Below are 20,790 nucleotides of genomic sequence, written 5' to 3' on the forward strand. Positions count from 1 at the left end.
CGTGTACATCAACTCAACGTTAGATATGGGCTGTTGACGTCGTGTCGACCGACCGCGTGCGGGGCGTGAGGATCTTGCGAACGATCGATTCGGTTGAGTGCGGAACGGTAGGGTCCACGTCATGAACGCTCGGCTGACCCTGCTCGGCACGGTGGCCCCCGGTGTCGCGGAAAGCGAGGTCTTCCGGCTGGCCCTGCAGCACGCGGTGGGCGAGCTGGGCGCGCTGGGCGGCATGATCCATCTCCGTGGCCCGATGTCCGCGCTGCGCCTGGTGTCGACGGCCGGTCTCCCGCCCGGCCTCACCCGCGCCTGGGAGATCATCGACCAGGAGGGGCCGCTGGCCCCGGCCCGTGCGCTGCATGAGGGGGGCGGGGTCTGGGTCCCGTGGGGCACGGCCGAGGCGGACGGTTCCCCGTCCGGCTCTCCGGTCCGCCCCTCGGCCGGCTCTCCGGCCCGCTCCTCCACCGGGTCTTCGGCCCGCTCCTCGACCGGCTTTCCGGCCCGCCCCGCGTCCGGCTCTCCGATCCACCCCGCGTCCGGTTCTCCGATCTGCCCCTCGGTCGGCTCTCCGGCCCATTCCTCGACCGGTTCCACGGTCCACTCCGCGACCGGTTCTACGGTCCACTCCGCGACCGGCGACCTGACGGGCTCATCGACCGGCCCCTCGACCGGCCCCATGGTCGGCTCCCCGACCAGCTCCACGCTCGGCGGCTCCCCAACCGGCTCCATGCTCGGCGGCTCCCCGGCCGCCTCCCCAACCGGCTCCCCGCCCCGCCCCACCGCATCCGCCACCGCATCCGCCACCGCTGTCTTCCCGACCGCCGCCTGGCCCGGCACCGGCCTGGCCGCCCTGCCGATGTACCGGGGCCGGCGCAGCACCGGCGCCCTCAGTGTCCTGATGGGCGACCAGGGCGAACCGGGCCCCGAGCACTGGGAGTTCCTGCGCTCCGTCGTCGCCTGGACCGAGGAACGCATGATCCAGGCACCGCCGACGGCCGGCCCCTCCCGGCCCGTGCAGCCGGAGCAGAGCGGCGAACGCCTGCGCCAGGCGCTGAAGGAGGTCAGCGTCGGCTCCTGGGACTGGAACATCCAGACCGGCGAGCTGCTCTGGGACGAGGCGGCGCTGGAGCTGTACGGCACCCGGCCGGAGGACTACATCGGGCTGGTCGAGAACTGGATGAGGTGCGTCCACCCCGACGACCTGGCTCCGACGCTGGCGCTGGTGGACCGGGCGATCCTGGAGCACGGCGTGTTCGAGGCCGAGTACCGGGTGCGCAAACTGGACGGCAGCTGGGGCTGGACGCAGGCCCGCGGCAGGGCGACGTACGACGACAACGGCGAGCCCCACCGGATGATCGGCGTCGGCTGGGACAGCAACGAGCCGCGCTCCGCCCGTGACGCGCTGAGCCGGGCCCTGCGGCACATGAGCGACGGCTTCCTCGCGATGGACGACGACTGGCGGATCACCTTCGCCAACCTGGAGGCCGAACGCACCCTCGGCTTCTCCGAGGAGGAGCTGATCGGCCGCCTGCTGTGGGACCTGCCCGCCGCCGAGCAGGTACCCGGCCTGGAGATCCGCTGCCGGCAGGCCGCCGCCGCGGAGAAGTCCGTCAGCTTCGACGTACGGCTGCCGAACGGCCGCCTGTGCCACCTCCGGTTCGTCCCGGGCCCCGACGGCCGCACCATCTACTTCACCGACGTCACCGAGAAGCGGCGGCTGCAGGAGGAACGCAGGTCCGCCGAGCGCGCCGCGACCGAACGGGCCGCACGGATAGCGGAGTTGACGGCCGCGCTCGCCAAGGCGACGACGTCGAAGGACGTGGTGGACGCGGTCGCGCGCCGGGTGCTGCCGCCGTTCGAGGCGACCGGTCTGGTGGTGCAGGCCGTCGAGGGCGACCGGCTGCACACCGTCGGGTCCGTCGGCTACCCGGAGGACATCCTCGCCCTCCTCGACGGCCGCGAACGTACGGAACCAAGCCCGCTGTGGGACGCGATCATCGCGGGCACGCCGCTGTTCCTGTCCTCCCCGCGGGAGTTCGCCACCCGCTACCCCGAGCTGGCCGACCTGCCCGCCCGCGCCGGCAAGCAGGCCTGGGCGCTGCTCCCGCTGACCGCCTCGGGGCACACCTTCGGCATCTGCGCGGTCACCTTCGACCACCCGCGCCGCCTCACCGACGAGGAGCGCACCCTCCTCACCACCACCAGCGCCCTGGTCGCCCAGGCCCTGGAGCGGGCCCGCCTCTTCGACGCCGAGCACACCCGGTCCCGCGAACTCCAGCGCAGCCTGCTCCCCCGCGACCTGCCCGCCCTCCCCGCCTGCACGGCCGCCGCCCGCTATCTCCCGGCCGGCCAGGGCATGGACGTGGGCGGCGACTGGTACGACATCATCCCGCTGTCCGGCGGGCAGGTCGCCCTGGTCGTCGGCGACGTCATGGGCCACGGCCTGCCCGAGGCGGCGACGATGGGCCGGCTGCGCACGGCCGTCCACACCCTGGCCGACCTCGAACTGCCGCCCGACGAGATCATGAGCCACCTCAACGACATCGTCGGCGGCATGGGCGAGGAGTCGTACGTGACGTGTCTGTACGCGCTGTACGACTCCACGACCCGCGTCTGTTCCATATCCAGGGCGGGTCACCCGCCGCCGGCCCTGCTGCACCCCGACGGCACGGTGGTGTTCCCGCCTCTGTCGGCCGACCCGCCGCTCGGCGCGGCGGAGCCCCCCTTCGAGACGACGGAGATCCCGGTCCCCGAGGGCAGCGTGCTGGTGCTCTACACCGACGGCCTGGTGGAGTCGTCCAAGCGGGAGATGGACGAGGGCATGGCGGCACTCGCCGACGTCCTGCGCACCGCGCACGCGGACGGTACGGCGACGGACCTGGAACACCTCTGCGAGCGCGTCACCTCCGCCCTTCTGCCCGCCGACCACCAGGCGGCCGACGACGCGGCCTTCCTGCTGGCCCGCCTGCACGCACTGCCCGCCTCCCGCATGGCCTCCTGGCCCCTGCCCAAGGACCCCAGGGCGGCCGGCCAGGCCCGCAGCCTGATCCGCGAGCAGCTCGCGGCCTGGGACCTGGAGGCCCTCACCCCCACCACCGAACTCCTGGCCAGCGAACTCGTCGGCAACGTCATCCGCCACGCCAAGGGGCCCCTGCGCCTCCGGCTCCTCCACGGCGCGAGCCTGATCTGCGAGGTCTTCGACGGCAGCCTGACCATGCCGCGGATACGCCGGGCCACGGAGACGGACGAGGGCGGCCGGGGGCTCCAGCTGGTCACCGCGCTGTCGCAGCGGTGGGGGACGCGTTACACGCCGACGGGCAAGTGCATCTGGACGGAACAGGCTGTACAGCCGACGCCGGACGCGGTACGGGGCGGCCCGGCGCCGGACGCGCTGGAGCAGATGTTTCTGAGCGTGGCGGGCCTGGGGGAGGACTTCGACGGCGATCTGGACGCACTGGCGTTCGGGGACTCGGAGTTCTAGGTACGCCGCCACCGCGCCGCCGCCCCCCGCTCCGCTCACCACGCCGACCCCGCGCCGCCCACGTGGACGGCGTACACCGTTGCATGGCTGTTCCCGGAGAGACCCTCCCGTCACCGGGGTACCGTGAAAGCGCCGCACATGGCGCGGCGCTCCGCACGGACCCGGGGTGTGATGCCATGGCCCATCGCCACACCGATTCGGCCGGTGCCACCAGAGAGCTGCTGCAGAAGCTCGGGGACCTCACCGGCCGGATACTGGACCAGATCAAGTTCCAGCAGGCACGCGTCGAGCTCGCCGCGGCGCTCCAGCGCCAGGTCCTCGCCGCGGAGCTCCCGGTCCTGCCGAATCTGCGGGCGGCCGGACGGTACACGCCCGCACGGGTGGGGCTGGACATCGGCGGCGACTGGTACGACGGCTTCGTGATGGCCGACGGCTCGGTGGGGTTCGCGATCGGGGACGTCCAGGGTCATGACGTCGAGGCCGCGGCGCTCATGGGGCAGGTGCGGACCTGTCTGCGCGCCGTCGCAACCGCCACCACGGACCCGGCGGAGGTGCTCGGGCGCACCAACGACCTCCTCGTGGCGATGGCCTCCGAGCTCTTCGTGACCTGCTCGTTCCTGCGCTTCGACCCGGCCACCGGGGAGCTCAGCGACGCCCGCGCCGGACACGTCCCGGCCGTCTGGGCCACGACCGACGGCCGCTGCGAGATCGTCCTGAACGAAGGCGGCCTGCCGCTCGGCATCCACGCCGGCGAGCACTACCCCTCGTCCCGTCGGCTGCTGACCGGAGCGGGCGCGTTCGTCCTCCTCACCGACGGTGTGGTGGAAGGCCCCGGCTACCCGATCGAGGACGGGCTGAAGAGGGTGGCCGATCTGGTCGGCGACGCCTGCGGCACCGACCCGGACGAGCTGGCCGCACAGGTGATCAAGGTGGCGGACCTCACCGGCCACAACGACGACGCCGCGGTCCTCGTCCTGCGGTACGGAGAGCTCGGGGACCGGCCGGGAAGCGGCGGCCTGGAACGGTCGGCAAGCGGCAACCCGGAACGGTCGGGAAGCGGCGACCCGGGATGACCGGCGTGGCGCCCGGTGCGCGGCTCCGGCAGTACGGCGGGTACGGCGCCGACGGCCTGAAGCTCGCTGCCGTGACCGCCGCCTACTACGGCAGCGCCAAGCTCGGTCTCGAACAGCAGCTCGTACGCGGTCAGGTCACGCCGTTCTGGCCGCCCACCGGCATCGCCCTCGTCGCCCTGATGCTGTGGGGCCTTCGGATGTGGCCGGCCATCGCGCTCGGGGCGTTCGTGGTGAACGTGACGCTCGGCCCCTCGATCGTCCCCGTCCTCGCCATCGCCGCGAGCAACACGATCGCTCCGGTCTGCGCCTTCCTTCTCCTGCGGCGCGTGGGATTCCGCATCGCTCTCGACCGGCTGCAGGACGCGCTCGCCCTGGTCTTCCTCGGGGCCCTGGTCGGGATGCTGCTCAGCGCGACGATCGGCACCGGCGTCCTGGTGGCGTCCGGAGCGCTCACGGCCCACGACTTCTGGCCGACCTGGTCGGTGTGGTGGACGGGCGACGCCATGGGGGTCCTCTTCATCACGCCGCTCCTGCTGGCCGCACGCACCGCCCGCCTGCCCCGCGGCTCGCCCATGCTGCGCTGGGCCGAGGCACTGCTCCTGCTCGGCGGCACGGCGACGGTCGCCCTGGTGGCCACCCGCAGCTCGGTCAACCTCCTCTTCCTCGTCGTCCCCTTCCTGATCTGGGCGGCCTTCCGCTTCCAGCTCATCGGCGCCGCGCCCTGCGCGTTGATCGCCTCCCTCATCGCGATCTACGCGGGCTCGGTCGGCTCGGGCCCTTTCTCCGGCCACAACCTCCTCGCCAAGATGGTCATCCTCCAGGCCTTCAACGGCACCGTGGCCCTGACGGCCCTCCTGCTCTCGGCGGTCATCACCGAACGGAACCAGACCCTCCGGGCACTCCAGGACGCCTGCGACGACCTGACCGAAGCCCTGACCCAACTCGTCCCGGACCGGCCCCCCGAGATGCCCGGGGACCGGGACCGGGACCGGAACAGGGACCGGAACAGGGACAGGCCGGTAGCCGGAGGAGACTCAGTTTCCTGAGCTGCGCAGCCGGCGGTGGGTGCGGTGGCGACGGCAACGGCGATGGCGATGGCGATGGCGATGGCGATGGCGCAAAAAATCGAACACATGATTGAATCCGACCATGCGACCGTTCCCCGACGATCTCGTCCAGGCCCAGCAGGAGTGGAGCCGCACCTACCACCAGCTCGCCCAGCGCCCCGGCCGAACCGAGCTGCGCCGGCGCCTGCACAAACTGTCGACCGCGGTCCTCTTCCACCCCTACTGGCAGGAGCACGGCAGAACACCGGCAGCCTGGTGGGAACTCCGGAATCCGGGCCATGGGGAACGGAGCTGGAGGTGAGGAACTCCACCGCGCACGGCGACGGTACGGGCGATGGCCGCGCTACCCCCTGACCCCCGACGGCTCCGGGCGATCCTGGCCTACCTCGAAACCCGGATCGCCGAGAACGAGACCGTGGGAATCTACCTACGCCTCCAGAGCGAAGCCGTACGGGCAGCACTCGCCGGCACCGACGAACGCCCCCACCCCGACGCCCCTGAGCGACGCCGGCCGACGCCCCCTTCCTCCGCACCCGGCCGAGGCACCACCCACCCCAGAGCCTTCGCCGTCCAACAGAAGCGCACACCCGACGGCCCGGAACCCGCCGTGATCCACACGGCCGACTGCACGATGATCGAGGGCAGCACCCACCCGATCCGTGCCCACGAGGCCCGCGCCGCCCTCACCGACCCCAACATCGAACCGTGCGCTTTCTGCCGCCCTGACAGCGAGTTGGGAATGCTGGACTAGCGGGCGGAAGATCAGCACCACCAACACGCTTTCAGGGGACGCCCATCGAGCCGTTGCCATACGAACCGAAACGCCAGAGGCCCCGGATCTCTCCGGGGCCTCTGGACTGTGTGCACTCGGCAGGATTCGAACCTGCAACCTTCTGATCCGTAGCTCTACAGAGATCGGGCATTGACGGTCATACAGGCTGTCAGAAGGGTACTGACGGGCGCTCAAGGCCATGGTTGGTTGCTGTGGTTGCTGTACTTCGCTGCTGTACCGCATCTCTCCCACCCCCACTCAGCCGCACCTTCCCACCATCCTTACCCACCACCCTCCCCAGCTCCCATCCCGTCCGCCGTCGACCCACACACCGTGGAGCGGGCGTGGTCCATGGCGTCCAGGTGGAGCGCGCCACTGTACGAACGACCTGGACGCCATGGGCCGCGTCTGCTCGGCTTCGCCTGGGTCGACGGTGGACGGGATGGGAGCTCCTCGCGCACGCCACTGCGGACCTGCACTCGGGAACGGCGCCCCCTCCATCCCGGTGCCGGCCGATCCCCCGCCGGAGGCATTGCCTTGACGTTGGGCTGCGTATGCGGTGATCGACTCATGGCCACCGGCCCTATCCACATGTGGGCGCGCGTCGGCGCAGCGCGCGCGAGCGGGCCGAAGGCAGGAGCGCGGCGCGCAGCGGAGCCGGGAAGCGCGCCCGGCGGAGCGGAGCGCAGCCGGGGCTTGATGAGGTAGAGAAACCCGTAACGCCCCGACCCAACAGTCACGGGCGGGGCGTTACGGCGGCGTCTTCGAGGGCCTTCACCACGGATTCGGGGTCTCCGTTGTACGGGAGGTGGGGTTCGTCCGGTGCGGGGGGCACGAACCTGGTCCGATACCGAAGCAAGTCGCTCTCAGAGAAGTAGATCGAGTTTGGGTCGGCTGCATGCTGTGCATTTCGCTTACTCACGCGCGACCAGAGTTCTTCGTGACTGGCCTCTAGGTAGACCACCACTGTGATCGCATCCGCACCGGCCGCAATCGACCTCCATCGGGCCCGGTCGTCCGGTGTCCAGAACCCGTGATCAACCACCACGTCATATCCGGCTCGGAGCCGTTCGCGGAGCTCCGCAGAAATCTCTTCGAGGACTGGACGCTCAAGAGTCGGGAAGGTGCCCCTGGGGAAGTCCACCCCATACACCCCGTGTCGGCGGTACATCTCTTCGTCAGGACACAGCCTCACAAAGCCACGGGCCACCAGCTCACGGGCCAGAGTTGTCTTCCCCGAACCGGGGAGTCCCGCCATCAGGACACAGAAGGGCCGACGGCTGTCCTTGGCTGCGGTCACTGGGTGACTTCCGATTCTGTGCGCCACGAACGGCCGGGGCCTCCAAGGTCCACGCCGTACTCGACCACATTGCCCGCAACGTCGAGGAACTTTGCCGTCATCACAACAACTGGTTCCGTCGGCATCTTTGCAGCATCCAGCTCCAACAGCTCAGCGTCTTCGGGCTTCAGGAGCCGCGCCGACGCGGTGTCGATCCGCTGCGTGATCGGTCGGCCGGTGGCCTCCGCGATGAGCTGAAGGGAAGTCCCTCCCGCTAGACGCTCACTCTTCGCCAACTGTGGAACCAGCTCCAGGTACTGGGCAGGAATCCACGACGTTGAGTGAGCCACGATGCCATGCCGGTCTCGGTACACCCGACTGCGCCTGATCACGTCCGAGCCAGGCTTGATATTCAGAGCCTGCGCTACCGCTTCGGGTGCCGCCGTCACTGCTGCCTGATGAGAGTCGGACCGTTCACCTGACCCCCAACTCGATCCGGTCCGGCGTCCTCGGTCCTGCCGCTGAGCACCGGAAGACATCGGGGAGGGGCGGTCAAGCACTTCCGTCCCAATCCCGTGAATCCCGCGCACAAGCCCTTCGTTGCGGAGCTTCCTCAACGCCTTCTCAGCGGTCGCGGTGCTGACATTCCACTCCTGAGACAGGCTCTTGATGCTGGGCAGGAGCGAGCCCGGCTGTAGCTCACCAGACGCGATCAACTCTGCGTAGTGGGCGGCAATCTGCGCGTACGGCGCTCGATTGTCAGCCTGGTCGGACATCGTCAGCTCCCTTGGGTCAGGTACTTCCCTAGCATACCGCTTGACACCCTAGGGTGCCCTAGGGAACCCTAGGGATGTGCTCACCGATGGATGAGAGCACGGCAGTCCATCCATGCCCGAGGGCGGCGCTCAACCGCCAAGAAGAACCGCCGCCCCCGGCTCCCTCGAAGGGAAGTCTTATCATGCCCGCAACGCTGGTTGCTCCGCATGCCACACCCGCCGTGTTAGTCGAAGACCTGTCGGGCATGGAACGCGCGGTGGCGCTGTACGCCTCGGACATGCCGACTGACTACCGCCTCCAGGGGCCGGTGGACACGACCCTGATCGGCTGGATCTCTCAGGGTGCCGCTCGCCTCGGCCGCGAGGAGACCCGTCGGCGCGCGTCGTACCTCCTCGGTCACCGGAAGCTGTGGCTGCGCGACATGACGACCCCGGAGATCGACCGCCGTCACAACGAGCGGTTCCCCTCCGCGCGGCGGCTCAAGCTCGCGGAATCCATGGCGTCGACCTCCTACTTCTGGGCCCCGGTCGCCCCGGCCGCGCGGGACATCCCGGCCGTGATCGACGGCCCGTGCCCGAAGTGCGACGACGCCGGGAAGCTCTGGGCGCGCTGGGTCATCGACGCTGAGGCCGAGTGGTACGAGGAGGGCTACGGCCCGTGCTGGGTGTGCCAGCCCGAGGACGGTGCCGCGTGACGTACTTCGAAGATCCCCTGCACGCGCAGGAAGCCGCCGACGAAGAGCGCTCCGGCCGGATCGGCATATGGCTCGACCAGCACGACGTTCGGCCGCGAACCCACTTCTTCACCGTGGTCGATGACGCGATGTTCGCGGAGGACGACGCCAAGCTTCGCGGCCTGTACCCGCCCCTCGGTCATGGCTACCCGAGGGAGGAGTACCTGTGACGGTCTTCCCCGTCGCCCCTGAGGCCGTGGCTGGTGCTGCGGCCTCCATGGGCACCGACCCCCTGACCCTGGCTGATCTGCTGCGGGTGGCGAACTCGCCGGGCTTCGACCGCTGGCAGGACCAGATCCGCCGTACCGGCGGCTGCGCGCACCCGATCCGCCTCCAGGGCCAGACGGTCACCCGCGACGCCAAGAGCGGTGACGTCCTGTACTCCTACAGCACCGAGGCTGAGCCGGGCGGCATGCTCCGGGTCGCCTGCGGCAACCGCCGGGCCTCCCGCTGCCCAGCCTGCGCCTGGACCTACGCGGGCGACACCTACCACCTGATCCGTGCCGGGATCACCGGTGACGTGAACAAGGGCGTGTCTCCGGTCGTTCGGGATCACCCCCGGGTCTTCGCCACGCTCACCGCGCCCTCGTTCGGGCCCGTGCACAACCGGCCGGACTCCGGGCGTTGCCGGTGCGGGAGCTCCCACGCCGACGATGACCCCGCCCTCGGTACGGCGCTCGCTCCGGACCGGTACGACTACGCCGGGGCGGTGCTGTGGAACAACCACGCCGGGGACCTGTGGCGCCGGTTCACGATCTACCTGCGCCGGGAGATCGCCGCTCGCGCGGGCCTGACCCAGGCGGCCATGAAGGAGGTATGCCGGGTCTCCTTTGGCAAGGTCGCCGAGTTCCAGAAGCGGGGCTCTGTGCACTTCCACGCCGTGGTGCGCCTCGACGGTCCCGACGGGCCCGACACGTCCCCGCCGGCATGGGCGACGGTCGCGCTCCTGGACGACGCAATCCGAGCAGCCGCCGACCGAGTGACCGTGCCGGTACCCGCCTCCGGCGACTTCCCCGCCCGGACGCTGCGGTGGGGTACCCAGGTCGACGTACAGCCGATCGGCGCCCTCGGGCATGAGGAGCTGACCGAACAGGCGGTCGCCTCCTACGTGGCCAAATACGCCACCAAGGCGGCCGAGACTACGGGCACCGTTGACCACCGCATCGGGGAGCTCTCGGAGCTCGACAAGCTGCCGCTGCCCACGCACACGCGGCAGTTGATCGAAGCGTGCTGGGACCTGGACGACGCCTACCCGGATCGGCTGTTGGCCCGCTGGGCTCACATGCTCGGCTTCCGCGGGCACTTCTCGACCAAGTCCCGCCAGTACTCCACCACCCTGGGCGCCCTCCGTCAGGTGCGCGCCGACTACCGCGCCCGCCAGGAACGCCGCGAACGGGGCCTGTCCGAGGACCTTGACGACTCGGAGGGCTCCACGCTGGTCCTCGCCCACTGGACCTACGCCGGACAAGGCCACACGCCGGGTGAATCCTGGCTCGCCGCATCGATCGCAAAGGACATCCGACTGAACCGAGAGACCGCGCGCCAAGCCCTGCAAGACCAACTTGATTGGGAGGAACTCGCAGCATGACCACGACTGTGATCCAACCGAAGTGGCACAGCACGGCGGAGGTCGCGGCCATGCTCGGCTTCGGGCTCTCCAAGACCAAGATGCTGGTGCTCACCGGAGAGATCCGCTCCGTGAAGATCGGCCGCAACCGGCGCATCCTGCCGGAATGGGTGGACGACTACATCCGGCGCGTCACCTCCGAATCTGAGGCGGTGTCAGCATGAGCGGCAAGCGCCCCAACGGCGAAGGCTCGATCTACCCGTACAAGAACAGCTTCGCCGCGTACGTCTGGGTCGACACCCCGGACGGCAAGCGCAAGCGCAAGTACGTCTACGGCAAGACCCGCGATGAGGTTCACGACAAGTGGATCAAGCTTCACACCGAAGCCAAGAAGGGGCCGGTGGCCACTCGGCACCGCACCCTTGCCGCCTTCCTCACGTACTGGCTCAACGAGATCGTTAAGCCGAACCTCGCGCCGCTGACGTACGTCTCGTACGAGGGGTCCGTGCGGCTCTACATCAACCCTCACCTCGGTAAGAAGCGGATCGACAAGCTCACGGTCCGGGACGTGCGCGAGTGGATCAACAAGCTCGCGATCACGTGCCAGTGCTGCGCCCAGGGCAAGGACGCCAAGCGTCGCCGAGAGGCTCAGCGGTGCTGTGCCATCGGCGAGTGCTGCGAGGCTCACCCCTCACGGCGCGTCGTCCAAGCGGCTCGCGATGCCCTCCGGGCGGCACTCACTCACGCCGTGACCGAGGAGGAGATCAGCAAGAACGTGGCCTCCCTGGTCAAGGTCCCCAAGCCCCGGCGGAAGCGGATCAAGCCGTGGTCGGTCGCCGAAGCTGGCCGGTTCCTCGCCGACTGCGCTGCTCGAAGTGATCACCTGTTCGCGGCCTGGATGCTCGTGCTCTGCCTCGGCCTGCGCCGGGGTGAGGTCCTGGGCCTGACGTGGAAGTCGGTCGACTTCGAGACCGGAGAGCTCTACGTAGATCACCAGATCCAGCGGGCCGGACGTCAGATCCTGCACCGCGAGACCAAGACCGAGGAATCCGACGACTTCCTTCCCCTGCCTGCCCTCTGCCTCAAGGCGCTTCGGATGCGCCGCGCTCAGCAGATCGGCGACCGAAAGGCGGCCGGGGAGCTCTGGCAGGACACGGCTGGACTGGTCTTCACCACGAAGTACGGCACCCCGATCGAACCGGGCAACCTCACCCGCATGTTCGCCCTGCGGGCTCGACGCGCCGGGGTCCGGGTCATCCCGCTGCGGAACACCCGGCACACGTGCAGCTCGCTCCTGGTCGCGCTCAAGGTCCACCCCAAGGTGGCTCAACGCATCCTGCGGCACTCGCAGATCGCCATGACGATGGAGGTCTACGCCGAAGCAAGCGAAGAGGAGGTGCGCGCCGCGATCGGCAAGCTGTCCGATGCCATGGGCGGTACCGGTTAACGCGGTTGCTGTACTTCGCTGCTGTACGGCACGAAAAAGCCCCCTCCGGAATGATCCCGAGGGGGCTTTGACCTGTGTGCACTCGGCAGGATTCGAACCTGCAACCTTCTGATCCGTAGTCAGATGCTCTATCCGTTAAGCTACGAGTGCTTGTTCTGTTTTCCGCCGCTCCCGGCCCTTCCGGCCCGCTCGCGGCGACAGGAAGAACATTACATGACTGCCGCCGCCATGTGAAATCCGTTAGCCGTACCCCTTGTGACCTGCGGGAACAACCGTCTGAGGCCTTCTGAGGGCGCCTCGGCGGTCGGCGGGAAAACGCCGAAGCCCCGGTCCAGTGGACCGGGGCTTCGTGATCGAGCGCGGAGGCGGAGGGATTTGAACCCTCGATGGGCTTTAAGGCCCAAACCGCATTAGCAGTGCGGCGCCATAGACCGGACTAGGCGACGCCTCCAGCACAGCCGCTCGCGCGAGCGCGAGTGGTGCGTGCAGATGATGACACAGTCGAGCGTGCTGTCACCAATCGACCTCCACGGTACTAGGCGGGGTGGCCGCAGGGCAAAGCTGTTCTCGGCGTGCTTCGAGGTGGCGTCGAGGCGGAGGCGACGAGCGGGGGCGGCCCGGGGGGGCGGCCGGGGCGGTGGGCGCAACATCCGGAGGGGTGCGGCGTTAGTCAGGTCATGTTGCAGGTCAACCGTTCCGTCCCGGCCTGGCGCCTTCGCCGGCTTCTCCTCGTCACCGCCGGTTCCCTCGTGGCCGTCGGCTCCACCTCCGTCGTGCCCGCCGCCGCGTACGCGCAGGCCGCGCCGTTCCCCCTCGCGGCGCCGTCCCTCCAGGACCCCGGCCGCTCCGGCGACCACCTCACCGTCACCGTCCGTGATGCGGGAGCCGGTGCCGACGGGACCTATGAGCTGTCCTGTCATCCGGCCGGAGGCGACCACCCCGACGCCGGTGGCGCCTGTGCCGCGCTGGAACGCGGCACCAGGTGGGGCAAGGACAGCTTCGCTCCCGTACCGCAGGGCAGCTTCTGCACCATGCAGTACGGCGGGTCGGCCACCGCCCATGTCACCGGAACCTGGGCCGGGCGCCCCGTCGACGCCCGGTACGACCGCAGTGACGGGTGCGAGATCGCGCGCTGGGACCGGCTCGTGCCGCTCCTTCCCGACCTGCGGCAGGAGGGGCGGCCGTAGCCCGCCCGTCAGGGAAGCAGGGGGTCCGGTACGTCGTCGTACAGACTTTCCATGGCGGAAGCACCGGCTCCGTAAAAGTCCCGCGAAGGTCTCGCGAAGCCGGAATGACACTGGAAGGAGAAAGGAAAGGAGGTCGGGACGGGCGGTCATACGTTCTGGGTCACTTCGTCGTGCGACCTGCCTCTCATCCGGCGTCGCGAGCGCAACCCCAGCCCTTAGACTCCCTCGCGTGACACGCTGCGGGCCGGTTGGCAAGATGGCCCGAGCGGTCGGCAAGGTGCGGTAACAGGGAGGAAGCGTCTCGTGAGCAGCAGGCCATCCCGAGGCGCTGCTCGCCTCGCAGCCATACTCGACGCGCTTCCCGATGCGTTGGTGCTGGTCAACGCCAATGGGACGGTCGTCAACGCCAACATGATCGCCCTGGAGGCCTTCGAGGCGCCGGGGACGGCTCTGGTGGGGCGGGGGCTGCTCGATCTGCTGCCGCAGTTCGACTCCAAGCTCATTCCGGGGTCCATGCGGCGGCCCGATCACATGGACCCGCAGGGACGGACCAAGCCGACCCGGATGATGGCACGGCGGACCGACGGGACCGAGTTCCCGGTCGAGGTCACGTCCGCGAATCTCGAGAACGGCCAGCAGGCCTACGACGGGTACGGCTACAGCGGTGACGAGCTGCTGATGCTCGTCGTCCGGGATCTGACCGGCACCGTCGACACCGAGGCCGAGCTGGCGCGTTCGCAGCGGCAGACCGAGATGATCCTGCGGGCCGCCTCCGAGGGTGTCGTCGGCACCGACACCGACGGGCGGATCGTCCTGGTCAATCCGGCCGCCGCTCAGATACTGGGTTATCGCGCCAGCGACCTGGGCGGGCGGGAGCTGCACACGCTCGTCCTGCACTCCCGGCCCGACGGCTCCCCCTTCCCGTACGAGGAATCCCCGCTCGCCGACACCCTGCGCTCCGGGCGCAAGCACCGGGTGCGCGGGCAGGTGCTGTTCGCCAAGAACGGTGACAAGGTGCCGGTCGACCTGACGACCGCCCCCGTGCGCGACGGCGACCAACTCGTCGGCGCCGTGATGACCTTCGCCGACCGGCGGCCCTACGACGCCCTCGCCGAGGAGAAGACCGCCGCCGAGCAGCGGCACACCGAAGAGCTGGAGCGGCTCGCCGAGGAGCACGCCTCCGAGCTGACCGCCCTGCGGCAGAAGCACGTGGCCGAGCTGGAGGAACTCCAGGAGCGGCACGAGGAGGAACTCGCCGCGGGCGAGGAGCGGTACGCCGCGCTCGGAGAGCGGGAGAAGGACCGGTACGAGGCCCTCGCCGGGCGGCACGACCAGCTGCTGACACTGCTCGCCCGCTCGCTTCGCGGCCCGCTCGACGAACTCCGCCGCGAGCTGGCCGCGCTCGCCGCGGACGACGCCGGGCAGTTGTGGCCCGAGGCCAATCAGGTGCTGCACCACCTGTCGGCCGGCTATTCGCGCATCACGACCCTGATCGACAATGTCCTCGGGTACCAGCAGCTCGACACGGGCGGCGCGAGGGTCGTTCGTACGAAGGTGATGCTGGACGCCGTCGTCGCCGCGGGTGTCGACGGGGCCGTCGAGCTCATCGGCCCGGGGCGGGTGCAGTTCGCCGTGCACGCGCCGCCCATCGAGGCCGAGGTCGACCCGCAGCGCCTCGCCACCGCGCTCGCGCATCTCGTCGCGGATGTCGCGGGGGTGGACGCGACCGGCAACTCGCCCGTGTCGGCGGGCGGTTACATGGACAACACCGTCGTCGTCGCGGCGGCACAGCGCGGTGAGGTCGTACGGATCGAGGTGCGCGGGCCGTATGCCGGGGGAGACCCGGTGCACGAGCCGATCGTGCGCGGGATCGTGCGCGCGCACGGCGGTGTGCTGCAGACGCACGAGGTGCCGGGGATGAGCGGCAACGCGTACGTCCTCGAGGTGCCCATCGGAGGTGGGGCCGGGGCCGTTCCCGCCGCCCCTGTCGATCTCGCCGCCCTCGAGGCCGGTGGCGGCGCCGAGGGCGCTGCCCCCGAGGCGGTTGCCGAGCAGGACGTCGAGCAGAGTGCCGGAGGCGGGCGGCGGCGGGCCCGGCGGGCCTCCGTCGACGCCTTCCTGGAGAGTGACACGCCCGGCACCGACGCCGAAGGCGGATCCGCGCCCGGGGATGCCGAGGGTGCGGCGCCCACCGGGCGTCGGCGCAGGCGCGCGGCCGCGCCCGAGCTCCCTCAAGGGGCCGGGGACGCGGGCGACGACGCCTCCGGCGGTACCGGACGGCGGCGCGGACGCCCGGCCGAGGACGGCCAGGACGTCGTGGACGGCGTTGATGGCATTGATGGCGGGGACGGCGTCGCCGAGGGGGCCGTCGTCACGGCCGCCGAGCATGCGGCGGGGACCGCGGCCGCCGGGAACAACCTGGGCGGGACCGTACCGCCGCAGGGCGTGCCCGCGCCCAGTGGACGCCGCGCCCGGCGGGACGGCGGGGAGCAGCACGCTCTGCCGCCCGCCCTGCCCGCGGCCGGCCCCGCCCAGCCGGCTTCCGGGCCCGGTACGGCCGGCCCCGGCGACGCTCCTCAGCCGACGGGGCGGCGTCGACGTGCCCTGGCCACGGCCGCCGAGCGCGGTGCCGCGCAGGCGCAGGAGGCCGGGCCGCGTCCGGTGTTCGCGCTGCCGCCCGCCGAGGCGGACCGTGCTGTTGCCGGCGCCGGTCCGGCGGAGGGGCAGGGCGGTGGCGCCGGGCAGGCCGCGCCCGCCTCTGCGGCTGCGGGCATGACTCCGGCTGCGCCTGTGGCTCCGGCTCCGGCCCCCGCCCCGGCTGCGCCGGTGGCTGCGGCTCCTGGACAGGCTCAGGTTCCTGCTCCCGGGCAGGCTCAGGCCCAGGTTCCGGGACAGGCCCAGGTTCCGGGGCAGGTCCAGGTTCCGGGACAGGCCCAGATTCCGGGACAGGCCCAGATTCCGGGGCAGGTCCAGGGGGCGGGACAGGCACCGGTTCCCGGGCAGGGCGCTCCGGGAGACGTACTCGTCGACGAGGGCCGGCACGATGCCGTGCCGCACGACCAGGCCGAGGACCACACCCCGCCTCAGCCGCATCCCACCAGCGCCCCCACCGGGCGTCGCCGACGGGCCGTTGGCCAGCCGGCGGAAGCGGCAGGGACGGCTGCGCCCGGTGCTCCGGGTGCCCCGGGGCCGGTGGCTCCGGTACCGCCGGGTCAGTCCCAGCCGGTTGCCGGCCAGCCCCTTCCCGGCCAGCCCCTTCCCGCTGAGTCGGCCCCCGGTCAGGGCACTCCGGCCCAGGGCGTTCCGGCCCCGCAGCCGTGGCCCGCCGCGGATGACACCCCCGACGCCGGTACGGCCGTACCGGCGAACGTCGCCGCCACCGCCGTACCGTCGAACGCGGCCGCCCCGCAGCCCGCGCAGCCTCCGCGGCCGACCCAGGCCCAGCCCGCCGCGGGCACCCCGGCGCCGGGCACCCCGCTGCCTCCGGAAGCGGCTGCCCAGCCGTTGCCCGCCGAGGCCGGTGCTCCCGGCGCTCCTGCCGCCGCCCCCGTCGACCCGAACTCGACGCAGGGTCGGGCGATCAGTGTGCGGACGTTGGGGCAGGGTGTGCCGTTCACGCGGCAGGCGGCGCAGGTGCAGCAGCCGGCGCCGCCCGCGCAGTCCTCGGCCACGCCTCCCCCGCATCAGACCAACGGCGGGCGGCGCCGCAAGCTGGGGACGCCGCCCGACCCCGCCACGCGGGCCGGCACCTCGGCGGAGCAGGCGGCGCGGCCGCATCCGTCACCCGAACAGCCGGTGCCCGCCGCACAGCCTCAGCCGCAGGCTCAGTCACAGCCGTCGCCCGGCGGGCAGCCACAGCCCCAGCCGTCGATGGCAGGGCAGTCGCGGCTCGCTCCGATGACGGAGGGGGCAGGACGCTCGTACGCCATAGGCGCCCCGGACGAGAACGCCGCCGAAGGGCCCGAGCCGTTGGACGGGCCGGGCGGGGCCGTCGAGGTCGCCGACACTCCGCGGCCGCAGCCGATGGACAACGAGCTGCCGCCGGAGCCGCTCGACAACCCGCGGCGGCTGCTGGTGTGGCCCGCGCCGGATGTGACGACCCAGCAGGCGCTGAGCGACCGCGGCTACCGGCCGGTCATCGTGCACTCGCGCGAGGAGGTGGACGCGCAGATCGCGGCGTTCCCGGCCGCGCTGTTCGTCGACCCGCTGACCGGGCCGATCACACGGACCGCGCTGCAGTCGCTGCGGCAGGCCGCGGTCGCCGCCTCGGTGCCGGTGATGGTGACCGCGGGGCTCGGACAGGCCTCGCGGGAGGCGGCGTACGGCGCCGATCCCGCCGTACTCCTCAAGGCGCTGGCGCCTCGGGACAGTGAGCAGCACCCGCCGCGGGTGCTGCTGATCGAGGAGCACGCGGAGATCGCGCTGGCGCTGACCGCGACGCTGGAGCGGCGCGGGATGCAGGTGGCGCGGGCCGCGAGTGACGCGGACGCGGTGGCGCTGGCGGGGGACTTCCGGCCGAACCTGGTCGTGATGGACCTGATGCAGGTCCATCACCGGCGGGCCGGGATCGTCGACTGGCTGCGCGCGAACGGCCAGCTCAACCGCACCCCCCTCGTCGTCTACACCGCCGCCGTCGACCAGGCCGACCTGCCACGGCTGGCCTCCGGCGAGACGGTGCTGTTCCTGGCGGAACGGTCGACGAGCAACGAGGTGCAGAGCCGGATCGTGGATCTGCTGGCGCGGATCGGGACCAACTGACAGACGGTGCCCAAGCGCCCTTCAAGAGGCGCGGGGAACTGCGCGATCAACCACGAACAACCCGCAGCCGACCGACGACAGTTCCCCCGACGGCGCTCCGTCAGAGCTTGGTGACGTCCAGGCCACCCTCGGCGTACTGCCTGCGCAGCACCTTCTTGTCGAACTTGCCGACGCTGGTCTTGGGAACCGCCTGGACCAGCGTCCAGCGCTCCGGCAGCTGCCACTTGGCGATCTTGCCCTCGTCGGCGAGGAAGGTGCGCAGGGTCTCGAAGTCGGCGGTGGCGTCCTCCTTGAGGACAACCGTGGCCAGCGGGCGCTCGCCCCACTTGTCGTCGGGGACGGCGACCACGGCGGCCTCGGCGACATCCGGGTGGGACATCAGGGCGTTCTCCAGCTCGACCGAGGAGATCCACTCGCCGCCGGACTTGATGACGTCCTTGGCGCGGTCGGTGAGCGTGAGGAAGCCGTCGGCGGAGATGGTGCCGACGTCGCCGGTCTTCAGCCAGCCGTCCTCGCTGAACTTGTCGGCGGGGCGCAGCGGTTCGGCGTCGGGGCCGTTGTAGTAGGCGCCCGCGATCCAGGGGCCGCGCACCTCCAGCTCGCCCGCCGACTCGCCGTCCCAGGGGATGCGCTCGCCGCCGGGACCGGTGAGGCGAGCCTCGACGCTCGTCGGGAAACGGCCCTGGGTCAGCCGGTACGCGAACTCCTCCGCCGTACCCACCGCGTGGGCCGGCGGGCGCGCGACCGTGCCGAGCGGGGAGGTCTCCGTCATGCCCCAGGCGTGGCAGACCCGCATACCCAGCTTGTCGAACGCCTCCATCAGCGAGGGCGGACAGGCCGAACCGCCGATGGTGACCTGCCCGAGGGTGGAGACGTCCCGGGGCTTCGCGGTGAGCTCGGCGAGCAGGCCCTGCCAGATGGTGGGCACGGCGGCCGCGTGGGTCGGCTTCTCGCCCTCGATCATCTCGGCGAGCGGCGCGGGCTGCAGGAAGCGGTCCGGCATCAGCATGTTGACGCCGGTCATGAAGGTGGCGTGCGGCAGGCCCCAGGCGTTGACGTGGAACTGCGGCACCACGATCAGCGACGTGTCCTGGTCCGTCAGCCCCATCGACTGGGTCATGTTGACCTGCATGGAGTGCAGGTAGACCGAGCGGTGGGAGTAGACGACGCCCTTCGGGTCCCCGGTCGTCCCGGAGGTGTAGCACATGGAGGCGGCCTGACGCTCGTCCAGCTCCGGCCAGTCGTACGTCGTCGGCTTGCCGGCGATCAGGTCCTCGTACTCGTGCACCTGCACGGACGCGCCCGCCAGCCCGGAACGGTCACCCGGCCCCGACACCACCACATGCTCCACCGTCTTGAGGTGCGGCAGCAGCGGGGCGAGCAGGGGGAGGAGCGAACCGTTGGCGATGACGACCCGGTCGGCCGCGTGGTTGACGATCCAGGCCAGCTGCTCGGCCGGGAGGCGCAGGTTGAGGGTGTGCAGGATCGCGCCCATGGAGGGGATCGCGAAGTAGGCCTCGACGTGCTCGGCGTTGTTCCACATCAGCGTCGCGACCCGTTCGTCGCCGGCCACGCCCAGGTCCTCGCGCAGGGCGTGCGCCAGCTGGGCCGCGCGAGCACCGACCTCGGCGAAGGAACGGCGGTCCGGCTCGGCCTCGCCGCTCCATGTGATGACCTGCGATGTGCCGTGAATCGTCGACCCGTGGGTCAGGATCCTCGAGATCAGCAGCGGTACGTCCTGCATCGTGCTCAGCACGGCGTCCTCCCGGGGCGACATTGCCTACGCGGTAGTAAGGGTTGCGGAGATTCTGCGCGCATACCGCGCGGTATGTCACTAGGGTCGGGCGATCGATCATGTCACGTTGCGTTCACAGAGCTCTCCCGCTACGTGCGGTGGCGTGGGCGGGACGGGGCGTGGCGGGGCGGACAGGGCGGGGCGGGCCCGGGACAGGTGGGGCGGGCCCACCCGACCCACCGTGCGCCGGCCCTACCGGACCAGCCCCAGCTCAGGGTCCTCGCGCAGCTTCCCGAGCGCCCTCGACACCGCCGACTTCACAGTGCCGACCGAGACGCCGAGCACCTCGGCCGTCTGGACCTCGCTGAGGTCCTCGTAGTACCGCAGGACGACCATCGCCCGCTGCCGCGCCGGCAGCCGCATGATCGCGCGCCACATGGCGTCGTGCAGCGCCTGCTGCTCCGCCGGGTCGCTGTCGTGGCCGGGCGGGGGCTCCGGCTCGGGCAGCTCGTCGCAGGCGAACTCGTCGACCTTGCGCTTACGCCACTGCGACGTCCGCGTGTTCAGCAGCGCCCTGCGCACATAGCCGTCGAGCGCGCGATGGTCCTCGATGCGCTCCCAGGCCACGTATGTCTTGGTGAGCGCGGTCTGCAGCAGGTCCTCCGCGTCGCTCGGGTTCGCGGTCAGCGACCGGGCGGTACGCAGCAGCACCGGCTGGCGGGCCCGCACGTACGACGTGAAGGAGGGATACGTCGCGTTCGGACGGGTCTGCCTCGCCGATGTAGCCGCGTCGGAAGCGCTGGTGCAGACGGGTGTGGTCATGGCTCCACGCTATGAGCGGCCCCTGCTTCAGCGGATCGGCCGGAGGTGCCGAAGCAGCGTCCGCCTCAGGTTGTAGGGGTGGGGCTGACTAC

At 70.9% G+C, this 20,790-nt stretch carries 16 protein-coding genes and 2 tRNA genes; 12 read left to right on the plus strand and 6 right to left on the minus strand.

The genetic code is table 11. The annotated features are described in order from the left end of the window. Positions 1–121 precede the first annotated feature (121 nt). The 5 genes from ABIE67_RS23190 (at position 122) to ABIE67_RS23210 (ending at position 6,372) form a co-directional block, all read left to right on the plus strand. The gene (locus tag ABIE67_RS23190) at positions 122–3,481 is read left to right on the plus strand and encodes a SpoIIE family protein phosphatase (RefSeq protein WP_370260473.1); all 3,360 of its coding nucleotides are present in this window, start codon (positions 122–124) and stop codon (positions 3,479–3,481) included. 176 nt (positions 3,482–3,657) lie between these two features. Then, positions 3,658–4,554 carry a PP2C family protein-serine/threonine phosphatase gene (locus ABIE67_RS23195; protein ID WP_370260474.1) on the plus strand — a complete coding sequence of 299 codons (897 nt, stop codon included), beginning with the start codon at positions 3,658–3,660 and terminating at the stop codon, positions 4,552–4,554. Further along, positions 4,551–5,600 (plus strand): MASE1 domain-containing protein, encoded by a 1,050-nt coding sequence (locus ABIE67_RS23200; RefSeq protein ID WP_370260475.1) that lies wholly within the window; start codon positions 4,551–4,553, stop codon positions 5,598–5,600. The genes ABIE67_RS23195 and ABIE67_RS23200 overlap by 4 nt, the downstream gene beginning before the upstream one ends. 103 nt (positions 5,601–5,703) lie before the next feature. Further along, the gene (locus ABIE67_RS23205) at positions 5,704–5,922 is read left to right on the plus strand and encodes a hypothetical protein (RefSeq protein ID WP_370260476.1); all 219 of its coding nucleotides are present in this window, start codon (positions 5,704–5,706) and stop codon (positions 5,920–5,922) included. A 33-nt stretch (positions 5,923–5,955) separates the two neighbouring features. Continuing rightward, the gene (locus tag ABIE67_RS23210) at positions 5,956–6,372 is read left to right on the plus strand and encodes a DUF6233 domain-containing protein (protein WP_370260477.1); all 417 of its coding nucleotides are present in this window, start codon (positions 5,956–5,958) and stop codon (positions 6,370–6,372) included. Between the two features lie 757 nt (positions 6,373–7,129). On the opposite strand, the gene ABIE67_RS23215 is transcribed toward ABIE67_RS23210, so the two are convergent. Together ABIE67_RS23215 and ABIE67_RS23220 are read right to left on the minus strand one after the other, a co-directional pair. Continuing rightward, positions 7,130–7,693, minus strand: a complete 564-nt coding sequence (locus tag ABIE67_RS23215) for an AAA family ATPase (protein WP_370260478.1) — start codon at positions 7,691–7,693, stop codon at positions 7,130–7,132. Further along, the gene (locus ABIE67_RS23220) at positions 7,690–8,448 is read right to left on the minus strand and encodes a GntR family transcriptional regulator (RefSeq protein WP_370260479.1); all 759 of its coding nucleotides are present in this window, start codon (positions 8,446–8,448) and stop codon (positions 7,690–7,692) included. The genes ABIE67_RS23215 and ABIE67_RS23220 overlap by 4 nt, the downstream gene beginning before the upstream one ends. A 221-nt stretch (positions 8,449–8,669) precedes the next feature. Here ABIE67_RS23220 and ABIE67_RS23225 point away from each other — a divergent pair, with 221 nt between their 5' ends. Genes ABIE67_RS23225 through xerC form a run of 5 tightly spaced genes read left to right on the plus strand, consistent with a single transcriptional unit; the run spans position 8,670 to position 12,196 of the window. Further along, a complete protein-coding gene (locus ABIE67_RS23225) occupies positions 8,670–9,143 on the plus strand; it encodes a hypothetical protein (RefSeq protein ID WP_370260480.1) in 474 nt (157 codons plus the stop codon). Next, positions 9,140–9,352, plus strand: coding sequence for a hypothetical protein (locus ABIE67_RS23230; RefSeq protein WP_370260481.1), 213 nt, complete (start codon positions 9,140–9,142; stop codon positions 9,350–9,352). Before ABIE67_RS23225 ends, ABIE67_RS23230 begins: the two co-directional genes overlap by 4 nt. Positions 9,353–9,399: 47 nt before the next feature. Continuing rightward, positions 9,400–10,770 (plus strand): replication initiator protein RepSA, encoded by a 1,371-nt coding sequence (repSA, locus tag ABIE67_RS23235; protein WP_370268831.1) that lies wholly within the window; start codon positions 9,400–9,402, stop codon positions 10,768–10,770. Then, complete coding sequence (locus ABIE67_RS23240; protein ID WP_370260482.1) at positions 10,767–10,973, plus strand: excisionase family DNA-binding protein; 207 nt, start codon at positions 10,767–10,769, stop codon at positions 10,971–10,973. Before repSA ends, ABIE67_RS23240 begins: the two co-directional genes overlap by 4 nt. After that, positions 10,970–12,196, plus strand: a complete 1,227-nt coding sequence (gene xerC, locus ABIE67_RS23245; protein ID WP_370260483.1) for a tyrosine recombinase XerC — start codon at positions 10,970–10,972, stop codon at positions 12,194–12,196. The genes ABIE67_RS23240 and xerC overlap by 4 nt, the downstream gene beginning before the upstream one ends. Before the next feature lie 77 nt (positions 12,197–12,273). Here the strand turns inward: xerC and ABIE67_RS23250 are convergent. Further along, positions 12,274–12,346: transfer RNA gene (locus ABIE67_RS23250), tRNA-Arg, on the minus strand. Positions 12,347–12,556: 210 nt separating this feature from the next. Beyond that, positions 12,557–12,647: transfer RNA gene (locus tag ABIE67_RS23255), tRNA-Ser, on the minus strand. Positions 12,648–12,873: 226 nt separating this feature from the next. Here ABIE67_RS23255 and ABIE67_RS23260 point away from each other — a divergent pair. Both ABIE67_RS23260 and ABIE67_RS23265 read left to right on the plus strand, forming a co-directional pair. Then, positions 12,874–13,383: an SSI family serine proteinase inhibitor gene (locus tag ABIE67_RS23260; protein WP_370260484.1), complete on the plus strand. Its 510-nt coding sequence runs from the start codon at positions 12,874–12,876 to the stop codon at positions 13,381–13,383. A 303-nt stretch (positions 13,384–13,686) separates the two neighbouring features. Next, complete coding sequence (locus ABIE67_RS23265) at positions 13,687–18,141, plus strand: PAS domain-containing protein (RefSeq protein ID WP_370260485.1); 4,455 nt, start codon at positions 13,687–13,689, stop codon at positions 18,139–18,141. A gap of 100 nt (positions 18,142–18,241) precedes the next feature. Here ABIE67_RS23265 and ABIE67_RS23270 read toward each other — a convergent pair whose 3' ends face one another. Continuing rightward, positions 18,242–19,918, minus strand: a complete 1,677-nt coding sequence (locus ABIE67_RS23270; protein WP_370260486.1) for a long-chain fatty acid--CoA ligase — start codon at positions 19,916–19,918, stop codon at positions 18,242–18,244. 210 nt (positions 19,919–20,128) lie between these two features. Beyond that, positions 20,129–20,698, minus strand: coding sequence for a SigE family RNA polymerase sigma factor (locus ABIE67_RS23275; protein ID WP_370260487.1), 570 nt, complete (start codon positions 20,696–20,698; stop codon positions 20,129–20,131). Positions 20,699–20,790: the final 92 nt, after the last annotated feature.

The organism is Streptomyces sp. V4I8, from assembly GCF_041261225.1.
Classification (GTDB): Bacteria; Actinomycetota; Actinomycetes; order Streptomycetales; family Streptomycetaceae; genus Streptomyces.